This window comes from Paenarthrobacter sp. NPDC089675, assembly GCF_044749185.1.
In the GTDB taxonomy this organism is placed as follows: domain Bacteria; phylum Actinomycetota; class Actinomycetes; order Actinomycetales; family Micrococcaceae; genus Arthrobacter.
Genome location: NZ_JBIVHM010000004.1, coordinates 36,868 through 56,703, shown reverse-complemented (window position 1 = coordinate 56,703; position 19,836 = coordinate 36,868). Strand labels below are relative to the sequence as shown.

The 19,836-nt window shown below is 65.0% G+C and carries 18 protein-coding genes; 8 read left to right on the top strand and 10 right to left on the bottom strand.

Features of this window, described 5'->3' with window-relative positions; genetic code table 11:
• Positions 1 to 28 precede the first annotated feature (28 nt).
• The 9 genes from ACIPY2_RS10285 to ACIPY2_RS10245 all read right to left on the bottom strand — a co-directional run bounded on the left by ACIPY2_RS10285 (position 29) and on the right by ACIPY2_RS10245 (position 8,570).
• Positions 29 to 463, bottom strand: coding sequence for a hypothetical protein (locus ACIPY2_RS10285; RefSeq protein WP_400266284.1), 435 nt, complete (start codon positions 461 to 463; stop codon positions 29 to 31).
• Between the two features lie 87 nt (positions 464 to 550).
• Positions 551 to 1,156 (bottom strand): TasA family protein, encoded by a 606-nt coding sequence (locus tag ACIPY2_RS10280; RefSeq protein ID WP_400266283.1) that lies wholly within the window; start codon positions 1,154 to 1,156, stop codon positions 551 to 553.
• 156 nt (positions 1,157 to 1,312) lie between these two features.
• Entirely contained in the window at positions 1,313 to 1,654 is a 342-nt protein-coding gene (locus tag ACIPY2_RS10275; protein ID WP_400266282.1) for a hypothetical protein, read from the bottom strand.
• A gap of 166 nt (positions 1,655 to 1,820) precedes the next feature.
• Complete coding sequence (locus tag ACIPY2_RS10270) at positions 1,821 to 2,927, bottom strand: App1 family protein (protein ID WP_400266281.1); 1,107 nt, start codon at positions 2,925 to 2,927, stop codon at positions 1,821 to 1,823.
• A gap of 49 nt (positions 2,928 to 2,976) precedes the next feature.
• Entirely contained in the window at positions 2,977 to 4,239 is a 1,263-nt protein-coding gene (locus ACIPY2_RS10265; RefSeq protein WP_400266280.1) for an MFS transporter, read from the bottom strand.
• Positions 4,236 to 4,610, bottom strand: coding sequence for a MarR family winged helix-turn-helix transcriptional regulator (locus ACIPY2_RS10260; RefSeq protein ID WP_400266587.1), 375 nt, complete (start codon positions 4,608 to 4,610; stop codon positions 4,236 to 4,238). Before ACIPY2_RS10260 ends, ACIPY2_RS10265 begins: the two co-directional genes overlap by 4 nt.
• 211 nt (positions 4,611 to 4,821) lie before the next feature.
• On the bottom strand, positions 4,822 to 6,162 hold the full coding sequence (locus ACIPY2_RS10255) for an MFS transporter (protein WP_400266279.1): 1,341 nt from the start codon (positions 6,160 to 6,162) through the stop codon (positions 4,822 to 4,824).
• Positions 6,163 to 6,220: 58 nt separating this feature from the next.
• Positions 6,221 to 7,087 carry an SMP-30/gluconolactonase/LRE family protein gene (locus tag ACIPY2_RS10250; RefSeq protein ID WP_400266278.1) on the bottom strand — a complete coding sequence of 289 codons (867 nt, stop codon included), beginning with the start codon at positions 7,085 to 7,087 and terminating at the stop codon, positions 6,221 to 6,223.
• Positions 7,088 to 7,121: 34 nt separating this feature from the next.
• Positions 7,122 to 8,570 carry an MFS transporter gene (locus tag ACIPY2_RS10245; protein WP_400266277.1) on the bottom strand — a complete coding sequence of 483 codons (1,449 nt, stop codon included), beginning with the start codon at positions 8,568 to 8,570 and terminating at the stop codon, positions 7,122 to 7,124.
• A gap of 340 nt (positions 8,571 to 8,910) precedes the next feature.
• On the opposite strand from ACIPY2_RS10245, the gene ACIPY2_RS10240 reads away from it, so the two are divergent.
• From ACIPY2_RS10240 to ACIPY2_RS10205, 8 genes are all read left to right on the top strand, one after another.
• Positions 8,911 to 10,122: an amidohydrolase gene (locus ACIPY2_RS10240; protein ID WP_400266276.1), complete on the top strand. Its 1,212-nt coding sequence runs from the start codon at positions 8,911 to 8,913 to the stop codon at positions 10,120 to 10,122.
• 82 nt (positions 10,123 to 10,204) lie between these two features.
• A complete protein-coding gene (locus ACIPY2_RS10235; protein WP_400266275.1) occupies positions 10,205 to 11,140 on the top strand; it encodes an ABC transporter substrate-binding protein in 936 nt (311 codons plus the stop codon).
• Between the two features lie 2 nt (positions 11,141 to 11,142).
• Positions 11,143 to 12,093: an amino acid ABC transporter permease gene (locus tag ACIPY2_RS10230; protein ID WP_400266586.1), complete on the top strand. Its 951-nt coding sequence runs from the start codon at positions 11,143 to 11,145 to the stop codon at positions 12,091 to 12,093.
• Positions 12,090 to 12,881: an amino acid ABC transporter ATP-binding protein gene (locus ACIPY2_RS10225; RefSeq protein WP_400266274.1), complete on the top strand. Its 792-nt coding sequence runs from the start codon at positions 12,090 to 12,092 to the stop codon at positions 12,879 to 12,881. Before ACIPY2_RS10230 ends, ACIPY2_RS10225 begins: the two co-directional genes overlap by 4 nt.
• A gap of 24 nt (positions 12,882 to 12,905) precedes the next feature.
• Positions 12,906 to 14,102, top strand: coding sequence for an amidohydrolase (locus tag ACIPY2_RS10220; RefSeq protein ID WP_400266273.1), 1,197 nt, complete (start codon positions 12,906 to 12,908; stop codon positions 14,100 to 14,102).
• 7 nt (positions 14,103 to 14,109) lie between these two features.
• A complete protein-coding gene (locus ACIPY2_RS10215; RefSeq protein ID WP_400266272.1) occupies positions 14,110 to 15,096 on the top strand; it encodes an ornithine cyclodeaminase family protein in 987 nt (328 codons plus the stop codon).
• Positions 15,097 to 15,266: 170 nt separating this feature from the next.
• Positions 15,267 to 16,004 carry a peptidoglycan-binding protein gene (locus tag ACIPY2_RS10210; protein ID WP_400266271.1) on the top strand — a complete coding sequence of 246 codons (738 nt, stop codon included), beginning with the start codon at positions 15,267 to 15,269 and terminating at the stop codon, positions 16,002 to 16,004.
• Between the two features lie 6 nt (positions 16,005 to 16,010).
• Positions 16,011 to 18,449 (top strand): hypothetical protein, encoded by a 2,439-nt coding sequence (locus ACIPY2_RS10205; RefSeq protein WP_400266270.1) that lies wholly within the window; start codon positions 16,011 to 16,013, stop codon positions 18,447 to 18,449.
• A 38-nt stretch (positions 18,450 to 18,487) separates the two neighbouring features.
• On the opposite strand, the gene ACIPY2_RS10200 is transcribed toward ACIPY2_RS10205, so the two are convergent.
• Positions 18,488 to 19,777: an adenylosuccinate synthase gene (locus tag ACIPY2_RS10200; protein ID WP_309996120.1), complete on the bottom strand. Its 1,290-nt coding sequence runs from the start codon at positions 19,775 to 19,777 to the stop codon at positions 18,488 to 18,490.
• Between the last annotated feature and the right edge of the window lie 59 nt (positions 19,778 to 19,836).

The following is a 19,836-nucleotide window of genomic DNA, read 5'->3' as shown; positions in this document are numbered from 1 at the left end:
GACAGGGCCCCCGGCACACAGGAGCGTGTCAGCAGACCAAGCTGCCCTGAAGCGCCTTCCCCGTCCACATGTTGGAGGTGCCGGGGACCTTGTAGTACCCGCGGATCTCGTAGGTCCAAGTACCGATGTTTCCACGGTTGAAGGCGTAGGTCCTGCCTGAGGGCTGGCTGAGATCACCGGTGAATTGGAGGCTCCCTGAACGGTCAAAGAGCCTCACCTCGTGATAGTTGGCGTTGGCGACGCTGCTAAAGGAGTTCACGGTCACTGTTGCCCTGTTCCCCGAGGTGCAGCTCATGGTGACGTTGGCAGCAGCCGGAGCGTCGAGGCTCGCCGCCGAGAACCGGGGAGCAGCCTGATCCCCGTCCGTGAAGGCGGCGACTGCCGCCGTCGAACCTGAAAAGATTCCCGCCGCCACAACCGCGGCAACAGCCATGCTGCGCAGGAAGCTGAAGCTGCGTTTCATAGCTGGTCCTTTCCCGGGCATGGCTGGCAGTAAACCGCCGGGTCCGGAGCTGTTGGGCATCGAACCGGACCCGGCAGAGGTGGTGGGTTACTTGGTGGTTTGGGTGCGTTGGGTGCCGGTGAAGGAGAACGCGATGGTGGAGGTGGCGCCCTGGAAGGTGTTGTCCGCGGTGGTCGGGAACGCGGTGGTGACCTTCAGGTTGTCGGTCTTGGCCGAGGTCAGGGACGTCAGGTTGTTCAGGACAGTGTTCGCGGTGATCACCGGAGCCGAGGCCAGCACGGTGGTCTTGGTCCCGCCGCAGGTGTACGGGGCGGCAGCACCGGTCCACGGCACGGAGCAGTTCTCAATCGTCAACTGCAGCCCGTTCACCGTGTCCGTGGTCAGCAGCGAAGCGGTGGCCCCGGCGGAGGTGGTCAAGGTGACGTTGTTCAGATCCGAGTTGCCGGTGTTGGAGAGCGTGACGAGCTTTTCGACCTTGTCACCGGGCAGCAGGCCCGCTACCGGGACGTTCAGGGTGTTCGAGGCCCCGGTGCCCAGGGCGATCGTGACGGTGCCTGCCGTGACGGCCTGTGAGGCAGAGGTGGAGGAGGTGAACGCACCATAGGTGCCCATCCCGGCGACGGCGGCAGCGGTGCCGACCAGAGCGACGGAGGCGAGGATCTTGCCGGAGGTGGTCTTGAGGCTGATACCCATCTGAATCGGTGTCCCTTCCAAAGTGGCCACCGTTTCCCCGGACGGCCGTTTCCTGTTTCCAGCCTCTCTGGCTGACAAGAGCAACTTTGGCGGCCGCACCTCAAGACGGAACGCTGTAAATCAACAGCACTGCGTCAGGAAAACCTCAAGACTGGCTCAAGCAGGCAGCTCCAGCCTGAAGCCGCAGCCCAGGCATTGCAGCACCTTGGTACCCAGGCGGACGTCCAGCAGCACCAGCTCGTCCGAACCGGGGACGGGTTTAGCCGTGATGCTGCGCCTCACCTCGATGGGAATGGTGGCCATGGGCTCACCACAGTGCAGGTAGCTGTCGCCGAAAAGGATGAGTCCCTCGAGGTTTGCCTTGGTGTTGAGCTTGGCAGCTACTTCGCGGAAGGGGGTGAAGTGGGAGAGCACGGTCCCGCAGTCAGCGCAGCTGTAGGACACTGCCACGAGCAGCCCTACGGTATGCGCCCGCACGGACTCAATGGAATGGAGCACCAAGTGCTCATCCGAGCAGCATCGGGAGCACCACATCCGCTCCCCCTGCGGCACCGACTTGCCACCAGGTAGACCTGAGTCCTTTCCCATGTCCGCGACCTTCCCTCACAAAGGCTTGGGAACGGCCCTTCCGATCCCACCCCATAATAAGTAGCCTTACTAAATGCTACCGCAGAAGTGGCTTAATGATCCCGAGTTCTTCAAGTTGGGCGGACATGCCGGCGCCGTCAGGCGCGTAGACCCAGGGGACGCCCGGCGTCGGCTGGCCCCCGGTGGACCGACCGCCGGCCAGGACAGCCTCGCCCGCGGACAACTGGCGGATGGCAATGGCGCGCACATTCTCCGGATGCCGCTGGGCAAACTCCGAATAGATCGCCACGTCGTGCTGCCCGTCGTCGCCCACCAACAACCACTTGATGCCGGGAAACTCCTCAGCCAGCCGCTCCAGGCTGCTCCGCTTGTGCTCTTTTCCGCTGCGGAACCAGCGGTCCGTGGTGGGCCCCCAGTCGGTGAGCAGCTTTGGACCGGCCGGATAGAGGTTGCGGGAAAGGAACCTGGACAGGGTGGGCGCCACGTTCCATGCACCCGTGGAGAGATACAGCACGGGAGCGGTGGGCGCCGAGCGGACGATCCGTTCGTACAACACAGCCATGCCGGGAGTGGGAGTCCGGGCGTGTTCGTTCAAGACAAACGTGTTCCAAGCCGCGAGGAAGGGCCGGGGCAACGCGGTGACCATGACCGTGTCGTCAATATCCGAGACGAGGCCAAAATCGGCGTCGTCCGCAACGATTTGAACGGGGGCCTCAACCGGGCCCGACTCCCCCGCCTGCAAGGTAATGGTGTGCCAGCCGGCCGACAGCGTGGCAGGGATGCGCGCATCCACCACACCACCGCGGTCCGCCTCCACCTGATGGACTTCGCCGGCGACCGTGACCTGGACCGCGGCGTGAGCCACCGGTGCGCTCGTGAAGTTCCGCCACCCACGCATGCCCTCGGGGAGCGGACGCCGCGAACCACCCGCTTCACCTGCATCCCTGGGATCGCTCCTGACCACACGGGCCAGCACTCGTACCCATGACGTGCTGCCGTAGCCGGTATGCGGAATCACCGTCACCACCCGGCCCCGCTTGATGGCGAGCCGGGTCTGGAACCGCAACCACGCGTCGTCGAGCATGGTCGCCAGGTGACGGCCGCCGGCTGAAACGGACGACGCCGGCTCGCCGGGCTGGTTGGAATCGGACAGTGTGCGTGGTGTCTGGGAACGGTAACGCATGTGTCCAGTCTGGCACGGGCACGGCGGCCCGTTGCGGACGGCGCCCCGCTTAGGAGGCTTGCGCCGCGCTCCTGCGGAACAAGACGCTGCGCACATTCTCGCGGAGGGTCTTCCGGCTGCGGCGGCTGACCAGGATCACGCAGGCCACCCCGGTCACCAAGACCACCGCACCGCCCGAAGCGACGGCCCAACGGGCCCCGAACTCCGTACCGATCCAGCCCATGAGCGGCGCCCCGATGGCCGTGCCGCCCTGCAGGATCGCCAAGTAGAGTGCCAGGACCCGGCCGCGGAACTGCGGCTCCACTGACAGTTGGATGGTGGTGTTGCAGCTGTTAAGGAACGTGATGGATGCCAGCCCCACGGGAATCAGGAGCGCTGCATAGATCCAGAACGACGGCGCGAGGCTCGCCACGAGGGTGAAAAGGCCCAATGTCAGGGCACCGCCCAGCATGAAGCGAAGGCGTGGCCCGGAGCGGCGCGCGGCAAGCAGCGCACCGGCGAGCGTGCCCACGGCCATGATGGAACCCAGGGCACCGAATTCCTCCGGCCCCATTCCGAACTCGGCGGTGGCCATCAAGGAGTTGGTCACAGGGAAGTTCATGCCGAAAGCACCCAGGACACTCACCATGACCATGATGAGCATCAGGTCCGGCCGCTGGCGGACGTAGGCGAGTCCGTCAAGGAATTGGTGCTTTCCGCGCGCCACGGGTGTTGCTGGTTGCAGCTCCGAGGTCTTGACCCGGAGCAGGGAAATGATCACGGCAACGAAGCTCGCCGCATTGAGGATGAACACGGGTCCGGTCCCGATCCAGGCGATCAACACACCTGCGATGGCCGGGCCGGTGAGCCGGGCGCTGTTGAAGGACGCAGAGTTGAGGGCCACGGCGTTGGAAAGCTTGTCCGGTCCCACGAGTTCGGAAACAAAGGCCTGCCGGGCCGGCGCATCCATGGCTGCGGCGAGGCCCAGGGCGGCGGCGGCCACGTAGACGTGCCAAAGCTGTGCCACACCGGTCACCACCAGCAGCCCGACCACGAGTCCGCAGACTCCCATGGCTGCCTGCGTCCACAGCAGGATGACTCGTTTTCGGTACCGATCAGCCAGGACTCCGGCGTACGGGCCGAAGAGCAGCATGGGAAGGAACTGCAGGGCAGTAGTGACGCCGACAGCCGTTCCGGAATGGTCGGTGAGGATGGTCAGGACCAGCCAGTCCTGGGCTACGCGCTGCATCCAGGTGCCGATGTTGGAAACGAGCGCACCGCCGGCCCACAAGCGGTAGTTAGGGCTCTCCAAGGCTTTGAACATGGCGCTCATTTGGCGCTCATCTCCTGCATGATGCGCGCGGCCCGGCTGAGGGTCAGCCGATCCTCGTCGCTGAGCCCTGCAACGCGCTGCGCCAACCATGCGGTGCGCTGGCTGCGGGCCTCGGCGAGCACTTCCTGGCCTGCCGGTGTGATGCTGATCTGCACCTGGCGGCCGTCGACGGGGTGCGCCTGCCGCGAGACGAAGCCTTGTTCAGTCAACGCATTGACGATCCGGGTCATCGACGGCGCCTGCACGTGCTCGCGTTCCGCCAACTCCCTGAGCGTTTGGGAGGCGGTATTGAGGTGGGCCAGCACGGTGTACTGCCCGGGGGTGATGACGTCGCCGGTGGCTTCGATGCGAAGCCTGCGCGAGGTCCGCATCACGGCCGTACGCAGATCGATGGCGAGGATGTCGGATTGGATGGCTTGTTCGTTCGTTGCTTCCGCTGAAGTCACCGCGTTCGTTGGGCCCACTATGGAGGCGCCTCCTGAGGTTGGCATAATAGTTAGCAGTGCTAATTAGCTCTGCTAACTATTATGCTCCCTCCATCAGCAAGCTGTCCATGGAATGTGAGCGGGCCAACGCCGAGGCTCAGTGGGCGAACCCCGCTGCGGTTTCCGTAAGGCTCTTGCCTTTCGTCTCCGGTGCGAGCCATTGCGAGAGGCCCGCCCCCACGAAGGCAACGCCCGAAGCGATCAGCATGGTGGTCGCTGTGCCCAGGTTCGCCACCGACCACGGCAACAGGAAAGTCCCCAAACCCGCCCCTATCCGACTGAAGGCGGCCCCGAAACCGGTCCCGATGCCGCGGATTTCCGTAGGAAACACCTCCCCCGGATAGATGCCCGTCAGCGTGGCATACACGGCGTTGACGAACGAGAACACCAAGAACAACACGAGGACAATCGCCGGTGGCGCGCCGCCCCAGATGCCAATGACGGCAAGTACGACGGCGGCGGCCCACTGCGGCGGGACGGTCAGGGCGCGCCGGCCTGCCTTGTCGACCAGGAGCACAGCGAACACCACCCCAAAAAGCGCAGCCGCCGAAAGTCCAACGCCGCCGGTCAGCCCGGCATCAAAGCCGTAACCGCTGAGAACGCTGTCCGCGAAGGTCGCGATCGCAAAGTAGGGCGCCACAGCGCAGAACCAAAACATGGAGACGAACAGCGTGGACCGCCAGTATTGCCTCGAGAACAGCATGGAGAACGTCCCCGGCGTGGTGTCTTCGTGTTGCACATCGGCCATTTCTTGGGGGCTCTCCATGTACTTATGCGCCACCGCCATGGCCTCGTCCCGGCGCCCTTGGTTCCAGAGCCAACGGGGCGATTCAGGCAGGCCGACACGGAAGACCAACAGCACCACGGCGATGGCAGTGCTGCTGCCGAGGATGGCCCGCCAGTCGACGGCGGTGAACTCTTCCAGGAGGTAGCCGAACAGGAACGCAATCATGAAGCCCGCGTACCAGGCAATGAGCGTCACGCCCAGGAGACGTCCGCGCAGGCGTGCGGGAGCGAATTCGGACATCAGCGGCCAGCCGACGGAATACTCCACGCCGATCGCAACACCCATGGCAAAGCGGACAGCAAACAGCAACTCCGGCGAATGGACGAAGAATTGCGCCGCAGAGGCCGCCACGAACAGGCACATGTCGATCAGGAACAAGGGCTTTCGTCCGAATTTATCCCCGGCCCATCCGCCAAGAGGAGAGCCGGCCAGGATGCCGAACAGCGGCCCAGCGGCGATCAAGCCTTCCCACAGCGCGGAAAGGTTCAAGTCCGTGGTCATGGAGTGCGACACAGGACCGAAGATGCCCAGAATGTAGCCGTCCAGGAACATACCCCCGGCGAGGACAAAAACGAATCGCCGCATGAAGCGCCTTGGGAAGGCGGTGGAACTATGGACCTGATCCCCCACGGCGTTCTTGGCGTCCCTCATGGCTCGTCCTTGGCTTGAACCGCTTTCTCCTGATGATCGTCCAAGCACGCAGCGAGCGCTAGGTCGCGACGGTGTCCCTCGTCGTCGTTCGCAGGCGATACAAGGAAGACGTCGCCGTGATGTACAGGTCCTGGCCGTCCGGCCCACCGAAACACAGGTTGGAAACGCGTTCCGGGACATCGACCGCGGCCAGGAGGCCGCCGTCGGGCGCGTAGACCCGGACCGAAGCGCCCGCGGAGGTCCAGACGCGGCCTTCTACGTCCACCCGGAAACCGTCCGCGACCCCGTCCTCTTCCAACTCCACGAAAGTCCGGCCGGTACCGCAGGTGCCGCCTGCAACCGGGTAGGCAGCGATGCGGTACGGCACTCCCCGATCAGGTCCAGCCGTATCGGCGATATACAGAACGGACTCATCGGGCGAGAAAGCCAGGCCGTTGGGATGGACCAGGTCCGTGACAACGGGTGTCAGTTCGCGGGTCCGCGGGTCGAAGCGGAAGACGTAGCAGCCTCCGTATTCCTGCTCCCCCTCGTGGCCCTCCACTGTCCCGGGCAGGATCCCGTACGGCGGGTCCGTGAACCAGACACTGCCATCCTTGGCGACCACGACGTCGTTGGGCGAGTTGAGGCGTTGCTCCCCGAACGAGTCGACGATGGGTGACACTACGCCGTCGTGGTCCCGCTCGACGCGGCGGCGGCCATGGCTGCACTGCACCACACTGCCGTCGCGGTCCAGCGTCCGGCCGTTGGTGTATTCGACGTCGGTGGCGTACTCACGCGTCCGGCCGGTCTCCGGGCTGTACTCGAGGATCCGGTTGTTCGGGATATCGCTCCACCGGACCGTCTGCGACTGCGGTATCCAGACAGGACCCTCGGCCCAGATGCTTCCCTCGAAGACCTTCTCCAGCGTGCCCGCGATCAGTTCCATGCGGTGACCTTTCCGTTGTGCCCCGCAATAGAGCCTAATCCTGCGCGCTGGCTCCGCTGGCGGCCGGGGCCGCCTCGGGACTCTTGGCGCCGGCTTCGGGCATGGCGACGACGGCTACCACGGTCAGCACGGCGCACACCAGGACGGCGAAGAACACAGCGCCCGACGCCGAAACGGTCGACTGCGGATTCGGGCCTCCGCTGTTGGCATAGATCGCATTGGCCACTGCACCGAAAACGGCTACGCCGATCGAGCTGCCTATGGAACGGGCAAAGAGGTTGGTTCCCGTGACCACGCCGCGCTCGTTCCACTCGACGCTTGACTGGGCGGCAATGAGGGTGGGCGTCGCAACCAGGCCGAGTCCCAGTCCCACCACGAAGCAGGAGGCAGCCACCAGGAGGACGTTCGGCGAGGAAGCCGTGAGGGCCAGGATGGCTGTGCCGATGACCGTGATGGAGATGCCGATCAGCGCCGTCCTGCGGAAGCCGATGCGCAGGTAGAAGCGACCTGCCTGGGAAGCGCTGATCGGCCACCCCAGCGTCAACGCGGCAAGTGCAAGTCCGGCCAGGACCGGGGAAGTTTTGAGGGAGCCTTCGAGGAAGGTGGGGACGTACGAGGTGAGGCCCAGCATGGCAGCGCCAACTCCGAAAGAGATGAGGGCCGTCGTCGCGAGCAGCCGGCGGGAGACCACCCATGGCGGGAGGACGGGCTCGGCGGCTTTGCGCTCCACAAGAAGGAAGATTGCGAGAAGGACTGCACCGACGGCGAAAACCGTGATGCTCACGGGTGAGTTCCAAGCCCATGCCTGTCCGCCTTCCAGCGCCCCGAGGATCAGCAGGCTCAACGACGTGGTGAGAAGGGCGGCGCCCAGGTAGTCGATGCGGTGTTTGGTCTTTTGGACGTTTTCGTGGAAGGTGCGGACCAGCATCCAGCCGGCCAGGAGGCAGAGCGGGATGTTGATGAGGAAGATCCAGCGCCAGATTTCGAGCGAGGCGAAGATACCGCCAAGGGTGGGACCCACCACGGAGGAGATCGCCCACACGCTGGCCAGGTAACCCTGAACTTTCGCGCGCTCGGCGAGTGTGTAGATGTCTCCCGCAATGGTGATCGATACCGGCTGGACCGCCCCGGCACCCAGGCCCTGCAGCACCCGGAATGCGATCAAGGCAGGCATGCTCCACGCGAGTCCGCACAGGATCGATCCGAGCAGGAACAGCCCTATGCCGCTGAGGATGATCGGCTTGCGGCCAAGGACATCGGAGAGCTTCGCATAAACGGGGACGGACACGGCCTGCGCCAACAGGTAGGCCGAGAACAGCCAGGGGAAGGAAGAGAACCCGCCGATGTCCTCAACGATGGACGGGACTGCCGTGGCCACGATCGTGGAATCGATCGCCACGAGCCCGGTGGAAAGCATCAGGGCAATGAGGATAGGGCCACGCTTGGAACGGAACCCTACGCCGTCGGCAGTCTCTGTAGTCATGTATGTCGTATCCCGTCGCGTTCGTCGTCTGCTTCCGTCCCCTCAAGGAAGTAACCGCGGTGGTGGCGGAATTAGTCCCGGGGTGCGGATGTCGGAAGCAATTAGACTGATGGTATACAAAGCTTGTTGCCCTGCCGTTGGCGCCGATCAACAAACGGGAGACTTTTATTGGGCAATCTGCGGCTCATCGCCTGGCTCGTGCGCTATGAATGAGCGGCGGTGTCGTAAAAATTCACACAACCCCTATTTGACCGCAGCTATTGCTTTGGAATACCAGAACGCATAATCTCCTCTTATCGATCAATCGTGACTATCGTCACAAAAGTGCAAGGGGTGGGTTATGAAGTCCCATACACTGCTTGTCTCCCAAGTGCGCGTGCCGGATGGACTGGTGGAGATGGACCTGCTGATCCGCGACGGCCGGATCGCGGACCTCGGGCCGGCAGGAACACTCGCTGTTCCCGCTGGGACGGCGGTGGAAGACGGGGCTGGCGCCCTGGCGCTGCCGGGTATGGTGGATGCGCATTGCCACGTCGACAAGACGCTGTGGGGCAGCAGTTGGGTGCCACATTCCGCGGGACCCGCGCTCGCGGACCGCATTGCGAACGGCGAGCGGGGACGCACGGAATTGGGCCTTCCATCCCGTGAAGGCGTCCACGCGCTGCTCCGACAGATGGCTGCCACGGGGACCACCCTCGCCCGCACCCACACCGACGTCGACCCCGAAATCGGGCTGCGCGGCGTCGAGCTTGTCGCGAGCGTCGCCGAAGAACTGGGTGACATGATCGACGTCGAACAGGTCGCCTTCCCGCAGGGCGGGCTGTTGACCCGCCCCGGTACTGCGGAGCTGCTCGAGTCGGCCCTGCAGCGCGGACTGGTTGGATGCCTCGGCGGCATCGACCCGGCGGCGCTCGAACGCGACTCGGCACGTCACCTCGACCTGATCTTCGGGCTTGCCGCGACCTACGGCACCAAGCTGGACATCCACCTGCACGAGCGCGGAAGCCTGGGTGCCCACACCATGGAACTCATCATCGAGCGGGTGCTACGGCACGGGCTCGAGGGCAAGGTCGCGATCTCGCACGGCGTGGCCATCGTGGAAGTCGACCGCGCCCAGTCCGAGCAGATCTCCCGTGGCTTGGCCCAGGCGGGGGTCTCCCTGCTGACCGCGACGGTCTACAACACTCCGGTGCTGCCGGTCTCCGAACTGCGGGGCCACGGCGTGAACGTTGGAGCCGGCAACGACGGGGTCCGGGATCTCTGGGGCCCGTATGGCAGCGGGGATATGCTCGACCGCACTTTTCATCTCGCCTACCGCAGCGGTTTCCGCACGGATGAGCAAATCGCCGACGCCTTCGACGTAGCAGTCAGCGGCGGCGCGATCGCACTCGGGCGTGAACCCGCCCGCATTGAGGCCGGCGCTCCCGCCGATCTCTTCCTCATCGATGCCGCAAGCATCGGCGAGGCTGTCGCCGCCCGACCGCCAAGACGGCTCGTGCTGAAACGCGGCAAGGTCATCGCCCGCCACGGGAACCCAGTGGGCGCGAGCTGACCTGTCCAGGCGGACGAAACTCCGCCCGCCTCCCCACCGGACTCCGCATCCCGCGGAATCCTCGCACCGAAAGGCAAGAACAATGTCGTTCTCCCGCTCCACCTTCACCCGGCGCGCTGCGGCCGCCCTCACGGCCAGCGGCCTCGCCATGCTGGCCTTTACCGGTTGCGGCATCTCCGACTCCACAGCCACTGCAGCCGGCGGATCGGAAAAGCCGGCCTCCCTTAACGAAAAGGCGCCACTCTACGACCTGCTACCACAAGCGGTCAAAGACAAAGGCGTTCTCACCGTAGCCACGCAGCCCGACTTCGAGCCGGCCAACTTCACTCCCGCCGGCGAGACCGGCATCAAGGGCTACAACGTCGACCTCATGGAGTCCATGGCAAAGCAGCTCGGCATCCCGGTCAAATGGGAGAAGGTGCCCTTCGACCAGATCCTGATCGGTATGCAGAGCGGCAAGTTCGACGCGGCGATCGCCGGTATGACCGACCGCAAGACGCGGCAGGAGCAAGTCGACTTTATCGACTACCAGTGGGCCGGCACCGTCTTCATGGTGCAGAAAGGGAACCCCAAGGGCGTCACCAGCGCAGTCGATGGTTCCTGCGGCCTCAAGATCGGCGACGTGAAAGGCTCCGATGCCAAGCGCCTCGTGGACATGATGGCCGCGGCCTGCATCGCCAAGGGCAAGCCCGCCACCGAGCTCATTTCCTTCCCGAACTCGAGCGACAAGAACCTCGCGGTAACTTCCGGCCGCATCGACGCCATCTTCTGGCCCGACATGGCGGTCTCGGTCATCCAGCGCGAGACCGGGGACAAGCTTGAGTCCCTGCCTGTCGATTTTGAAGAAAAGGTCTACCTCGGCATGACCTTCAACAAGCAGCAAACCCAGCTCCGGGACGCCTTCCTCAGCGCCCTCAAGGCGATCCACCAGGACGGCACCTACGACGAAGTCCTGAAGAAGTGGCACGTTGAGGTCATCAACCTCGACACGCCGGGCATCAATTTGGCGGCGAAGTGACCATGTCAGACCTCACCCACCCGGCAATCACGGGCCCGGCCCACTACGTCCGCCGGCCAGGCGACGAGCCGCCCGTGCAGGAGGCTCCCGTCCTGGCGAAGCGGCGCCCCCGGTACGGCCAGATCGTCACAGGACTCATTGCGATCGCGCTGGTTGTCCTTTTCATCCAGTCCCAGGCCCGGAACCCCAACATGGAATGGGGCGTCACTTGGGGGTACATGTTCAACCCGGTGGTGCTGCAGGGAGTCGGCGTCACCATCCAGTTGGCGATCTTTGCCATGCTCATCTCGATCGTGCTTGCGTTTGTTGTTGCCCTGATGATCCAGAGCAACAACAAAGTTGCCAGTGTGATCGGCCGCGCCTATGTCTGGTTCTTCCGTGGCGTGCCCATGCTCGTGCAGGTGCTGCTCTGGTTCAACCTGGCGGTGTTGTTTCCCACGATCCTGGGGCACGACACGAACACCCTGATCTCCGGCTTTACGGCCGGCCTCATCGCACTCTCGCTCGCCGAGTCCGGTTACATGGCGGAAATTATCCGTGGAGGCATCATCTCGGTTCCGGCGGGCCAGACCGACGCGGGAGTGAGCATCGGCCTCACGCGCAACCAAGCCCTGGCACGCATCGTGCTGCCGCAGTCCATCCGGGTCATCATCCCGCCCACCGGCAACCAGTTCATCGGCATGCTGAAGGCCACCTCGCTCGTCTCCGTGATCGGCGGCAGCGACCTGCTGACCCGGGTGCAGCTGATCTACGGGCAGAACTTCAAGATCCTTCCCCTGCTCATCGTGGGGGTGCTCTGGTACCTGATCCTGGTGTCCGTCGCCAGTGTGGGGCAGCACTTCCTGGAGCGCCGCTTCAACGCCTCGCAACCCGGTTCGCGCCGGGCGGCCAAAAGCAAAGGCCAAGCGACGGCAAATATCACCCACCCGACCACCACCGGAGGTGCGCAATGATGCAAGTAACCCCTGAGGCAACCGCCACAGCAACGATGCTGCGCATCGCGGGCGTGCACAAGTGGCTCGGCCACAACCATGTGCTGCGGGGCGTGGACATCGAGGTACGCACCGGTGAGATCGTCTGCATACTCGGTCCGTCAGGTTCCGGCAAGAGCACACTCCTGCGCTGCATCAACCACCTCGACCCCGTAGACGGCGGCTCGATAGAGGTCAACGGCGAGCGCGTTGGGCACGAGCTCCACGGCGGGCAACTCTACGAGCAAAGCGAACGCCGTGTGGCCAAGGCACGCCAGCATATCGGCATGGTGTTCCAACACTTCAACCTGTTCGGACACATGACCGCCGTCGAAAACGTCACGTACGGCCCCACCAAGGTGCTGGGCCGCCCCCGCAAGGAGGCGGCCGAGCACGCGCGGCAGCTGCTGGCAAAGGTGGGACTGGCGGACAAGGATGCCTCCTACCCGAGCCAGCTCTCCGGCGGTCAGCAGCAGCGTGTGGCCATCGCCCGTGCGCTTGCCATGGAACCGCGGCTCATGATGTTCGACGAACCCACCAGCGCCCTGGACCCCGAGCTGGTGGGCGAGGTCCTGCAGACCATGCGACAGGTTGCCGAGGAGGGCATGACGATGATCGTCGTCACCCACGAGGTCGGCTTCGCCCGCGAGGTGGCAGACCGGGTGGTGTTCATGGACCAGGGCCGTGTGCTCGAAGACGGTCCCGCCCGGGAGGTGCTCGACAATCCCCGGCACGAGCGCACAGCTGCCTTCCTTCGCCGCGTTCACTAGGTTCGGAAGAAAGAAAGATACAGAATGACTGACAACAAGTTCACCCTGAGGAACGTGCGCCCGTGGGGCGCCGACGCGGTCGACATCGTGATCGACGGGGGCACGATCGTCCAGGTGCTTCCCGCAACCGGGACGACGGACGACGGCGACCTCGACGGCGACGGGCTGCTCGCCGTTCCAGGGTTCATCAACACGCACGCCCACGTCGACAAGAGCTGGTGGGGCAAGCCTTGGGTGTCGTACACCTATTCGGACCATCCAACGGTTGAGGGCTGGATCGCGAACGAGCGCGCCCAACGTGGGAACTACGACATCCCGAACGTGGATTCGGCTTCCGCGGTGTTGCGCGAGTTCATCCGCCACGGCACCACCGCAACCCGCACCCACATCGACGTCGACCTCGGCATCGGGCTCAAGGGCCTCGAATCCGTGCAGGCGGCCGTTGCCGAACTCGATGGAGCGATCCAGGTGGAGACCGTCGCTTTCCCGCAGGACGGCGTACTGCGCAGGCCCGGAGTGATGCAGCTGCTGGACGAAGCTGCCCAGTCCGGGGCCGACAGCATTGGCGGGCTCGACCCGGGGACGATCGACGGCGACGTCGAGGGCCAGCTCGACGGACTCTTCCAGATCGCCGTGGAGCGGGGCGTCGGCCTGGACCTGCACCTGCACGACTTCGGCTCGCTCGGCGCATACGAGTACCGCCAGGTGATTCGCCGCACCATCGACGCCGGGCTGCAAGGCAGGGTGAACATTTCGCACGGCTTCGCTCTGGGCGCGCTGCCGCAGGCCGCACAGGAGGAGATCGTAGAGGGCCTCGCTGAAGCCGGCATCTCGTTGACCACCGTGGCGATGAATGGCACCGCACCGCTGCCTTGGCAACAGATGCGCGAGCGCGGCGTTCCCCTGGGCCTGGGCACTGACGGCATCCGCGACCTGTGGTCGCCGTTTGGCGACGGGGACCTGCTGCGCGTGGCCTTCGCCTTTGCACGGCTTCATGGCTTCCGCCACGACGATAAGCTGACCACCGCCGTCGAGCACGCGACGACACACGGCGCGCCGTTCGTGGGACGGGAGAAGCACGACCTCGTCGCCGGCTCACGCGCCGACATTGTGCTCCTGGACGCCGAGAACGTGCCGGACGTGCTGGTGCGCTGCCCTCAGCGCCGCCTCGTGGTTTCCGGCGGGCGCGTGACCGCGCGCGACGGCGAAGTGCTGGTGTAGCGGGCCCATGACACGCATTCTTACCGCCTCTGTGCTTGAATCGTTGGCCGACATGGAGGCAACTATCGCCGCCGTCGAACAGGGGTTCAGAGACATCGCGCTGGGCACCGCCCACCAGCCCTGCCCGACGTCGCTCCACCTCCCTGGCTCCGACGCACGGTACGTGCTGATGTCCGGGCTGGCGGAAGCCCAAGGGCTCGCGGTAGTCAAGCTCTTGTCCGACATTCCCGCGAACGGGGCCGCCGGGCTGCCTACACAGCGTTCGAGTATCCTCCTGGCCGATCGGCACACGGGGGAAACCCTGGCTGTCCTCGATGGCCGCGTGCCCACGCGGGTGCGCACGGCGGCAGCAAGCGCAGTGGCCAGCAAGCACCTTGCCCGCCCTTCAAGCTCCACGCTGGGGCTTGTGGGAGCTGGTGCGTTGGCCGTCGCCCACGTGGAGGCGATGCTGGCGGTCCTTCCGATCGACAAGGTGGTTGTGTGGTCCCGCAACCGGGCCACGGTGGAGGCCTTCCGGGCCAAAACCAGTCATCACGCCGTTCAGATCGTCGAGGCATCCAGTATCCGAGAGGTAGTGGAGGCGGCTGATGTGCTCTGTACGCTGACTCCTGCCGTGGAACCGCTGATCCAGGGGGAATGGTTCAGGCCCGGGCTGCACGTCAACGCCGTTGGGGCACGCCCACGACCGAACCACCGTGAAATCGACTCCGTCGGCATGGGGCGTTCCGAGGTGTTCGTGGACAACCTGGACACAGCCGTCGAAAAGTCCGGTGATCTGTTGATGGCGGTCGCGGAGGGGGCCATGGCCATCGGGGACGTCCGCGGAGAACTGGGCAACGTGATCACCAAGGATGTGGCGGGCCGCACCACCGACTCGGAGATCACCCTGTTCAATTCCGTGGGCATCGGTGTTCAGGACCTCGTGATCGGACGCCTGCTGTTTGATGCTGCCGTGAGCCATGGCTTGGGGACGGAGATCAACATGGCGCAGTGAGGTGAGTGCCCCTGCCGGCGTCGTACCGCGCGTGAGTTCACGCGGATTGCGGACGGGCGGCGGCGGTATCCAATAATTCATCATTATGCTTACTATTAGGCGTCGTAGGCACGTCAAGGGACGCTGTTCACTGGGGGCAGCAGTAACCGTGCCGGAAATTGGAGCCTGTTGTGAATGATGAATCCGCTGCCAAGGGCTTGTCCGACGAGGAACTGATGGCCGAAGCCGCCACGCCGCTGCCGGACAAGGAAGTCGCCTCGGTCCTGGACCTGAACGCCGATCTCAATCTCGGCATCAGCGCCGCGGCTCCGATCGATCTCGGCGTCGCAGCCAACGCCAACGTCGCAGCGCCGATCGACGCGGCCGCCTCTGCCAACGTTCTGTCCTTCGGATCCGATGCCCAAGCGCTTGCCGACCAAGGGACCCTGATTAACCAGGGAATCACCGGGGATGCCACGGCCCACTCCGTGCAGGACAGCGGCATCGAACAGGGCACCGCTGCACCCGCGGACGGCAGCAGCACCGGTCCCGCCAGTACTCCGACGACCGCACCGGACGCAACCCTTCCCGGGGACACCAGCGGCGGAACTCTGCCTGACGGGGTTCTGCCGCCGGTAAGTTCCCCCGATCCCGGCTCGACCGTAGGAGGGGCCGCGGGTGCCCTCAATGGCAACCTGCTCAACGTCGACGTTAACCTCGACGCCAATGCCGGCATTGCTGCCCCAATCAATGGCGCTGTGGCCGCCAACGCGAATGTGGCTGCCCCGATCGACGCCGCCGTCGCCGCCAACATCGGATCGATCGACAGCAGCGCGACCGCGGTCGCACAACAGGACGCCATCATCAACCAGGACATCAACGGCAACGCAACGGCCGGGGCTGAGCAGCAGTCCACCATGAAGCAGTAACAGTCAATGACAAGCGTTCACGGCGGGCCGAGCAATCCGGTCGGTCCGCCTGCCCCTGCCCCGGCATCCGAAACTTCGGCCTCCTGGCCGCCGCCCGCACTGGCCGACGGCGTGCAATTGATCGGTGAGACCAAGGGATCCGGTTACAAGCAAGCCCCGTCGCTGGTACGGCGCGCCGACGGCCAGACCATCCAACTGACCCGGCTGTTGTACCTGATACTGCAGGCCGTGGATGGTCACCGTGGTTTGGCGGAGATCGCGCAGCATGCAGGGAGCGCCTTCGGCAAGCCGGTCAGCGCGGCCAATGTGCGCGCCCTCATCGAGACGCAGCTGCTCCCGCTGGGACTGTTGCGGCTGGCCGACGGCTCTCAACCCGAGGTCCGCAAAGCCAACCCGCTGCTGGGCATGAGGTTCCGCTATTCCGTCACGGACCCTGAACGCACCCGAAAAATCACAGCTCCCTTCACCACGCTGTTCAACCCGCTGATCGTCGTCGCCGTGACCGCTTCGTTCATCGCCATCTGCTGGTGGGTATTGATGGTCAAGGGGCTGGCCTCCGCCACTCATGAAGCCTTCGCGAGCCCCGGCCTGGTGCTGCTGGTTTTGCTGGTCACTGTCCTGTCTGCGGGCTTCCATGAATTCGGCCACGCCGCGGCAGCCCGACGCGGCGGTGCGACCCCTGGGGCCATGGGGATCGGTCTGTACCTGATGTGGCCGGCGTTCTACACGGACGTCACCGACTCTTACCGGCTGGGCCGGGGCGCCCGGATCCGCACGGATCTGGGCGGCCTGTACTTCAACGCGATCGTGGCTGTAGCAATCATGGGCCTCTGGTGGGCTACGGGCTTTGATGCACTGCTGCTGGTGGTGGTGACACAGATCCTGCAAATGGTTCGGCAACTGATGCCGATGGTCCGCTTTGACGGCTACCACATCCTCGCCGACGTCACCGGCGTCCCGGACCTCTTCCAGCGGATCAAGCCAACGCTGCTCGCCTTGGTCCCTTGGCGCAAGACGGACCCTCAAGCTCAGCTGCTCAAGCCTTGGGCCCGCGCCGTCGTCACGGTCTGGGTGCTGGTTACCGTGCCCCTGCTGGTCTTCAGCCTGGCCACCATGGTCCTCACGCTGCCGCGGATCCTCGGCACTGCATGGGACAACGCCGGGAAGCAACAAGCCGCACTGGTTCACAGCGTGGCCGCCGGGGACGTGGCGGATGCTGCTGTCCGGGCGCTCGCCTTGGCCTGCGTCGCTCTTCCCGTGGCAGCCATTTTCTACATGCTGGTTCGACTGGGCCGCCAGGCCGTTACCGGCCTGTGGCAAAAAACCCGCGGCAAAGCCTGGCAGAGGGCCGCAGCAATGGCCGTCATCGCAGCCGTCACGGCAGGCCTCGCATGGGCTTGGTGGCCAGGCGCCGGGACCTACCGCCCTGTCCAGTCCTACGAGCACGGCACGCTGTTCGACGCCACCACCGCCATTTTCCCGACCGCAGCCGGCCATGACCTGAAGCAGGGCCATACCGGACGGACCGTGGCGCTCTGGCCGGAAGGCGCCCGCAAACCAACCCGGGACGATCCGCAACTAAGCATGGTTCTGGTCCCCCACACCACCCTGGCGCCTCCCGCGGCCTCCAGCGCAACGACGTCGGTCCCGTCCTGGGTATTCCCCTTCGAAAAGCCGCCCGCGCCCGAAGAAGGCGGCAATCAAGCCCTCGCCGTAAACACCACGGACGGATCTGTTGTCTACGACGTCGCCTTCGCCCTGGTCTGGGCCGACGACGGCGAGGACGTGCGGAACGCCAACGAGGCGTACGCCTTCGCCAGCTGCAAAGACTGCGCCGCCGTGGCAGTGGGCTTCCAAGTTATCCTCATCATAGGACAGGCCAACGTGGTGGTTCCGGAGAACCTCTCCGCTGCCGCCAACTACAACTGTGTCCGCTGCCTCGCTTATGCCCTCGCGAACCAACTGGTCCTGACCCTGGACGGACCACTCAGCGAGGAGGGCATGGCCAAGCTGAGTGCCTTGTGGCAGCAGATCGCCGAGTACGGCCGGAACCTGCAGAACGTGCCGCTCTGGGAAATCCAAGGGAAGCTGGAAGACTTCAAGAAACAAATCATTGAGATCGTCCAAACCGACCCGAGCGCCAAACCGGCAAGGAACGGGACGCCCGCACCATCACCGTCACCCGGTTCCACAGGGCCCACGCAGTCCTCGACCCCAAGCCCGGTGGCAACAACCCCTGCCTCGGTGGGCGAAACGGTGCCGCCAGTACCGGCAGCTCCTGCGCTCCCGACCCCGACAGCAGCCTCCGGCCCCGGCTCCGGCTCCGGCCAAACTACCGCTTCCCCGGCAGCCCCCGTTCCCGGCACGGCAGCGCCCGACCCGGGCCTGCAGACTGCACCACCGGCACCACCAACGCCGCCGGGAAACACGACACCCGCCCCGTAACCACGAGGCGGCCCGCCGTCGTCGTAAGTCAGTGAAACTTAGTCGTTGATCAGGTCGTGCACCACGATGGTCTGGTCGCGGTCCGGTCCGACGCCGATCGCCGAGAAGCGCGTGCCGGAGAGCTTCTCGAGGGCCAGCACGTAGTTGCGGGCGTTCTCGGGGAGGTCTTCCAGGGTGCGTGCGCCCGTGATGTCCTCGGTCCAGCCGTCGAAGTACTCGAAGATCGGCACTGCGTGGTGGAACTCGGTCTGCGTCATGGGCATTTCGTCGTGGCGGACGCCGTCAACGTCGTAGGCAACACAGACGGGGATCTGCTCAATGCCCGTGAGCACGTCAAGCTTGGTGACGAAGTAGTCCGTGAAGCCGTTGACGCGGGAGGCGTGGCGGGCCAGGACGGCGTCGTACCAACCGCAGCGGCGGGGACGGCCGGTGTTCACGCCGAACTCGCCGCCGGTCTTCTGCAGGTACACGCCCATCTCGTCGAAGAGCTCCGTGGGGAACGGACCGGCGCCAACGCGCGTGGTGTAGGCCTTGATGATGCCGATGGAGCGCGAGATGCGGGTGGGTCCGATGCCCGAGCCAACGGAAGCGCCGCCGGCCGTCGGGTTGGAGGAGGTGACGAAGGGGTAGGTGCCGTGGTCCACGTCCAGGAACGTTGCCTGGCCGCCTTCCATGAGCACAACCTTGCCCTCGTCCAGTGCGTTGTTCAGCTCCAGGGTGCTGTCGATGACCAGCGGACGCAGGCGCTCGGCGAAGGACAGGAAGTACTCCACGATCTCGTCAGCGACGATGTCGCGGCGGTTGTAGACCTTGACCAGGAGTTCGTTCTTCTGGCGCAGCGAGCCCTCCACCTTCTGGCGGAGGATCGACTCGTCGAAGACGTCCTGGACGCGGATGCCCAGGCGGGCCACCTTGTCCATGTAGGCGGGCCCAATTCCGCGGCCGGTGGTGCCGATTGCGCGGCTGCCGAGGAAGCGTTCGGTGACCTTGTCCAGCACCTGGTGGTACGGCGCAACAAGGTGGGCGTTGGCCGAAACACGCAGGCGGGAGGTGTCCGCGCCGCGGGCCTCCAGGCCATCAATCTCCTGGAAGAGGGCCTCGAGGTTCACCACGCAGCCGTTGCCAATAATCGGAATGGCGTTGGGGCTCAGGATGCCGGCGGGAAGGAGCTTGAGCTCGTACTTCTCGCCCCCGACAACCACAGTGTGCCCGGCGTTGTTACCGCCGTTGGGCTTGACCACGTAGTCCACGCGGCCACCGAGCAGGTCGGTTGCTTTGCCTTTGCCTTCGTCGCCCCACTGGGCTCCGACGATCACGATTGCGGGCATGGGATCCTCCCCCATTCTTTTCGGGCCGGAACGCGATGATCCGGCGCCGTACATGAGAA

What these genes read in the sequence shown, in the direction of transcription:
- ACIPY2_RS10280 (WP_400266283.1), bottom strand. Translation starts at nt 1,156, where the DNA reads ATGGGTATCAGCCTCAAGACCACCTCCGGCAAGATCCTCGCCTCCGTC.
- ACIPY2_RS10205 (WP_400266270.1), top strand. Translation starts at nt 16,011, where the DNA reads ATGACAAGCGTTCACGGCGGGCCGAGCAATCCGGTCGGTCCGCCTGCC.
- ACIPY2_RS10235 (WP_400266275.1), top strand. Translation starts at nt 10,205, where the DNA reads ATGTCGTTCTCCCGCTCCACCTTCACCCGGCGCGCTGCGGCCGCCCTC.
- ACIPY2_RS10270 (WP_400266281.1), bottom strand. Translation starts at nt 2,927, where the DNA reads ATGCGTTACCGTTCCCAGACACCACGCACACTGTCCGATTCCAACCAG.
- ACIPY2_RS10240 (WP_400266276.1), top strand. Translation starts at nt 8,911, where the DNA reads ATGAAGTCCCATACACTGCTTGTCTCCCAAGTGCGCGTGCCGGATGGA.
- ACIPY2_RS10220 (WP_400266273.1), top strand. Translation starts at nt 12,906, where the DNA reads ATGACTGACAACAAGTTCACCCTGAGGAACGTGCGCCCGTGGGGCGCC.
- ACIPY2_RS10285 (WP_400266284.1), bottom strand. Translation starts at nt 463, where the DNA reads ATGAAACGCAGCTTCAGCTTCCTGCGCAGCATGGCTGTTGCCGCGGTT.
- ACIPY2_RS10225 (WP_400266274.1), top strand. Translation starts at nt 12,090, where the DNA reads ATGATGCAAGTAACCCCTGAGGCAACCGCCACAGCAACGATGCTGCGC.
- ACIPY2_RS10255 (WP_400266279.1), bottom strand. Translation starts at nt 6,162, where the DNA reads ATGAGGGACGCCAAGAACGCCGTGGGGGATCAGGTCCATAGTTCCACC.
- ACIPY2_RS10230 (WP_400266586.1), top strand. Translation starts at nt 11,143, where the DNA reads ATGTCAGACCTCACCCACCCGGCAATCACGGGCCCGGCCCACTACGTC.
- ACIPY2_RS10265 (WP_400266280.1), bottom strand. Translation starts at nt 4,239, where the DNA reads ATGAGCGCCATGTTCAAAGCCTTGGAGAGCCCTAACTACCGCTTGTGG.
- ACIPY2_RS10215 (WP_400266272.1), top strand. Translation starts at nt 14,110, where the DNA reads ATGACACGCATTCTTACCGCCTCTGTGCTTGAATCGTTGGCCGACATG.
- ACIPY2_RS10260 (WP_400266587.1), bottom strand. Translation starts at nt 4,610, where the DNA reads ATGCGGACCTCGCGCAGGCTTCGCATCGAAGCCACCGGCGACGTCATC.
- ACIPY2_RS10245 (WP_400266277.1), bottom strand. Translation starts at nt 8,570, where the DNA reads ATGACTACAGAGACTGCCGACGGCGTAGGGTTCCGTTCCAAGCGTGGC.
- ACIPY2_RS10200 (WP_309996120.1), bottom strand. Translation starts at nt 19,777, where the DNA reads ATGCCCGCAATCGTGATCGTCGGAGCCCAGTGGGGCGACGAAGGCAAA.
- ACIPY2_RS10250 (WP_400266278.1), bottom strand. Translation starts at nt 7,087, where the DNA reads ATGGAACTGATCGCGGGCACGCTGGAGAAGGTCTTCGAGGGAAGCATC.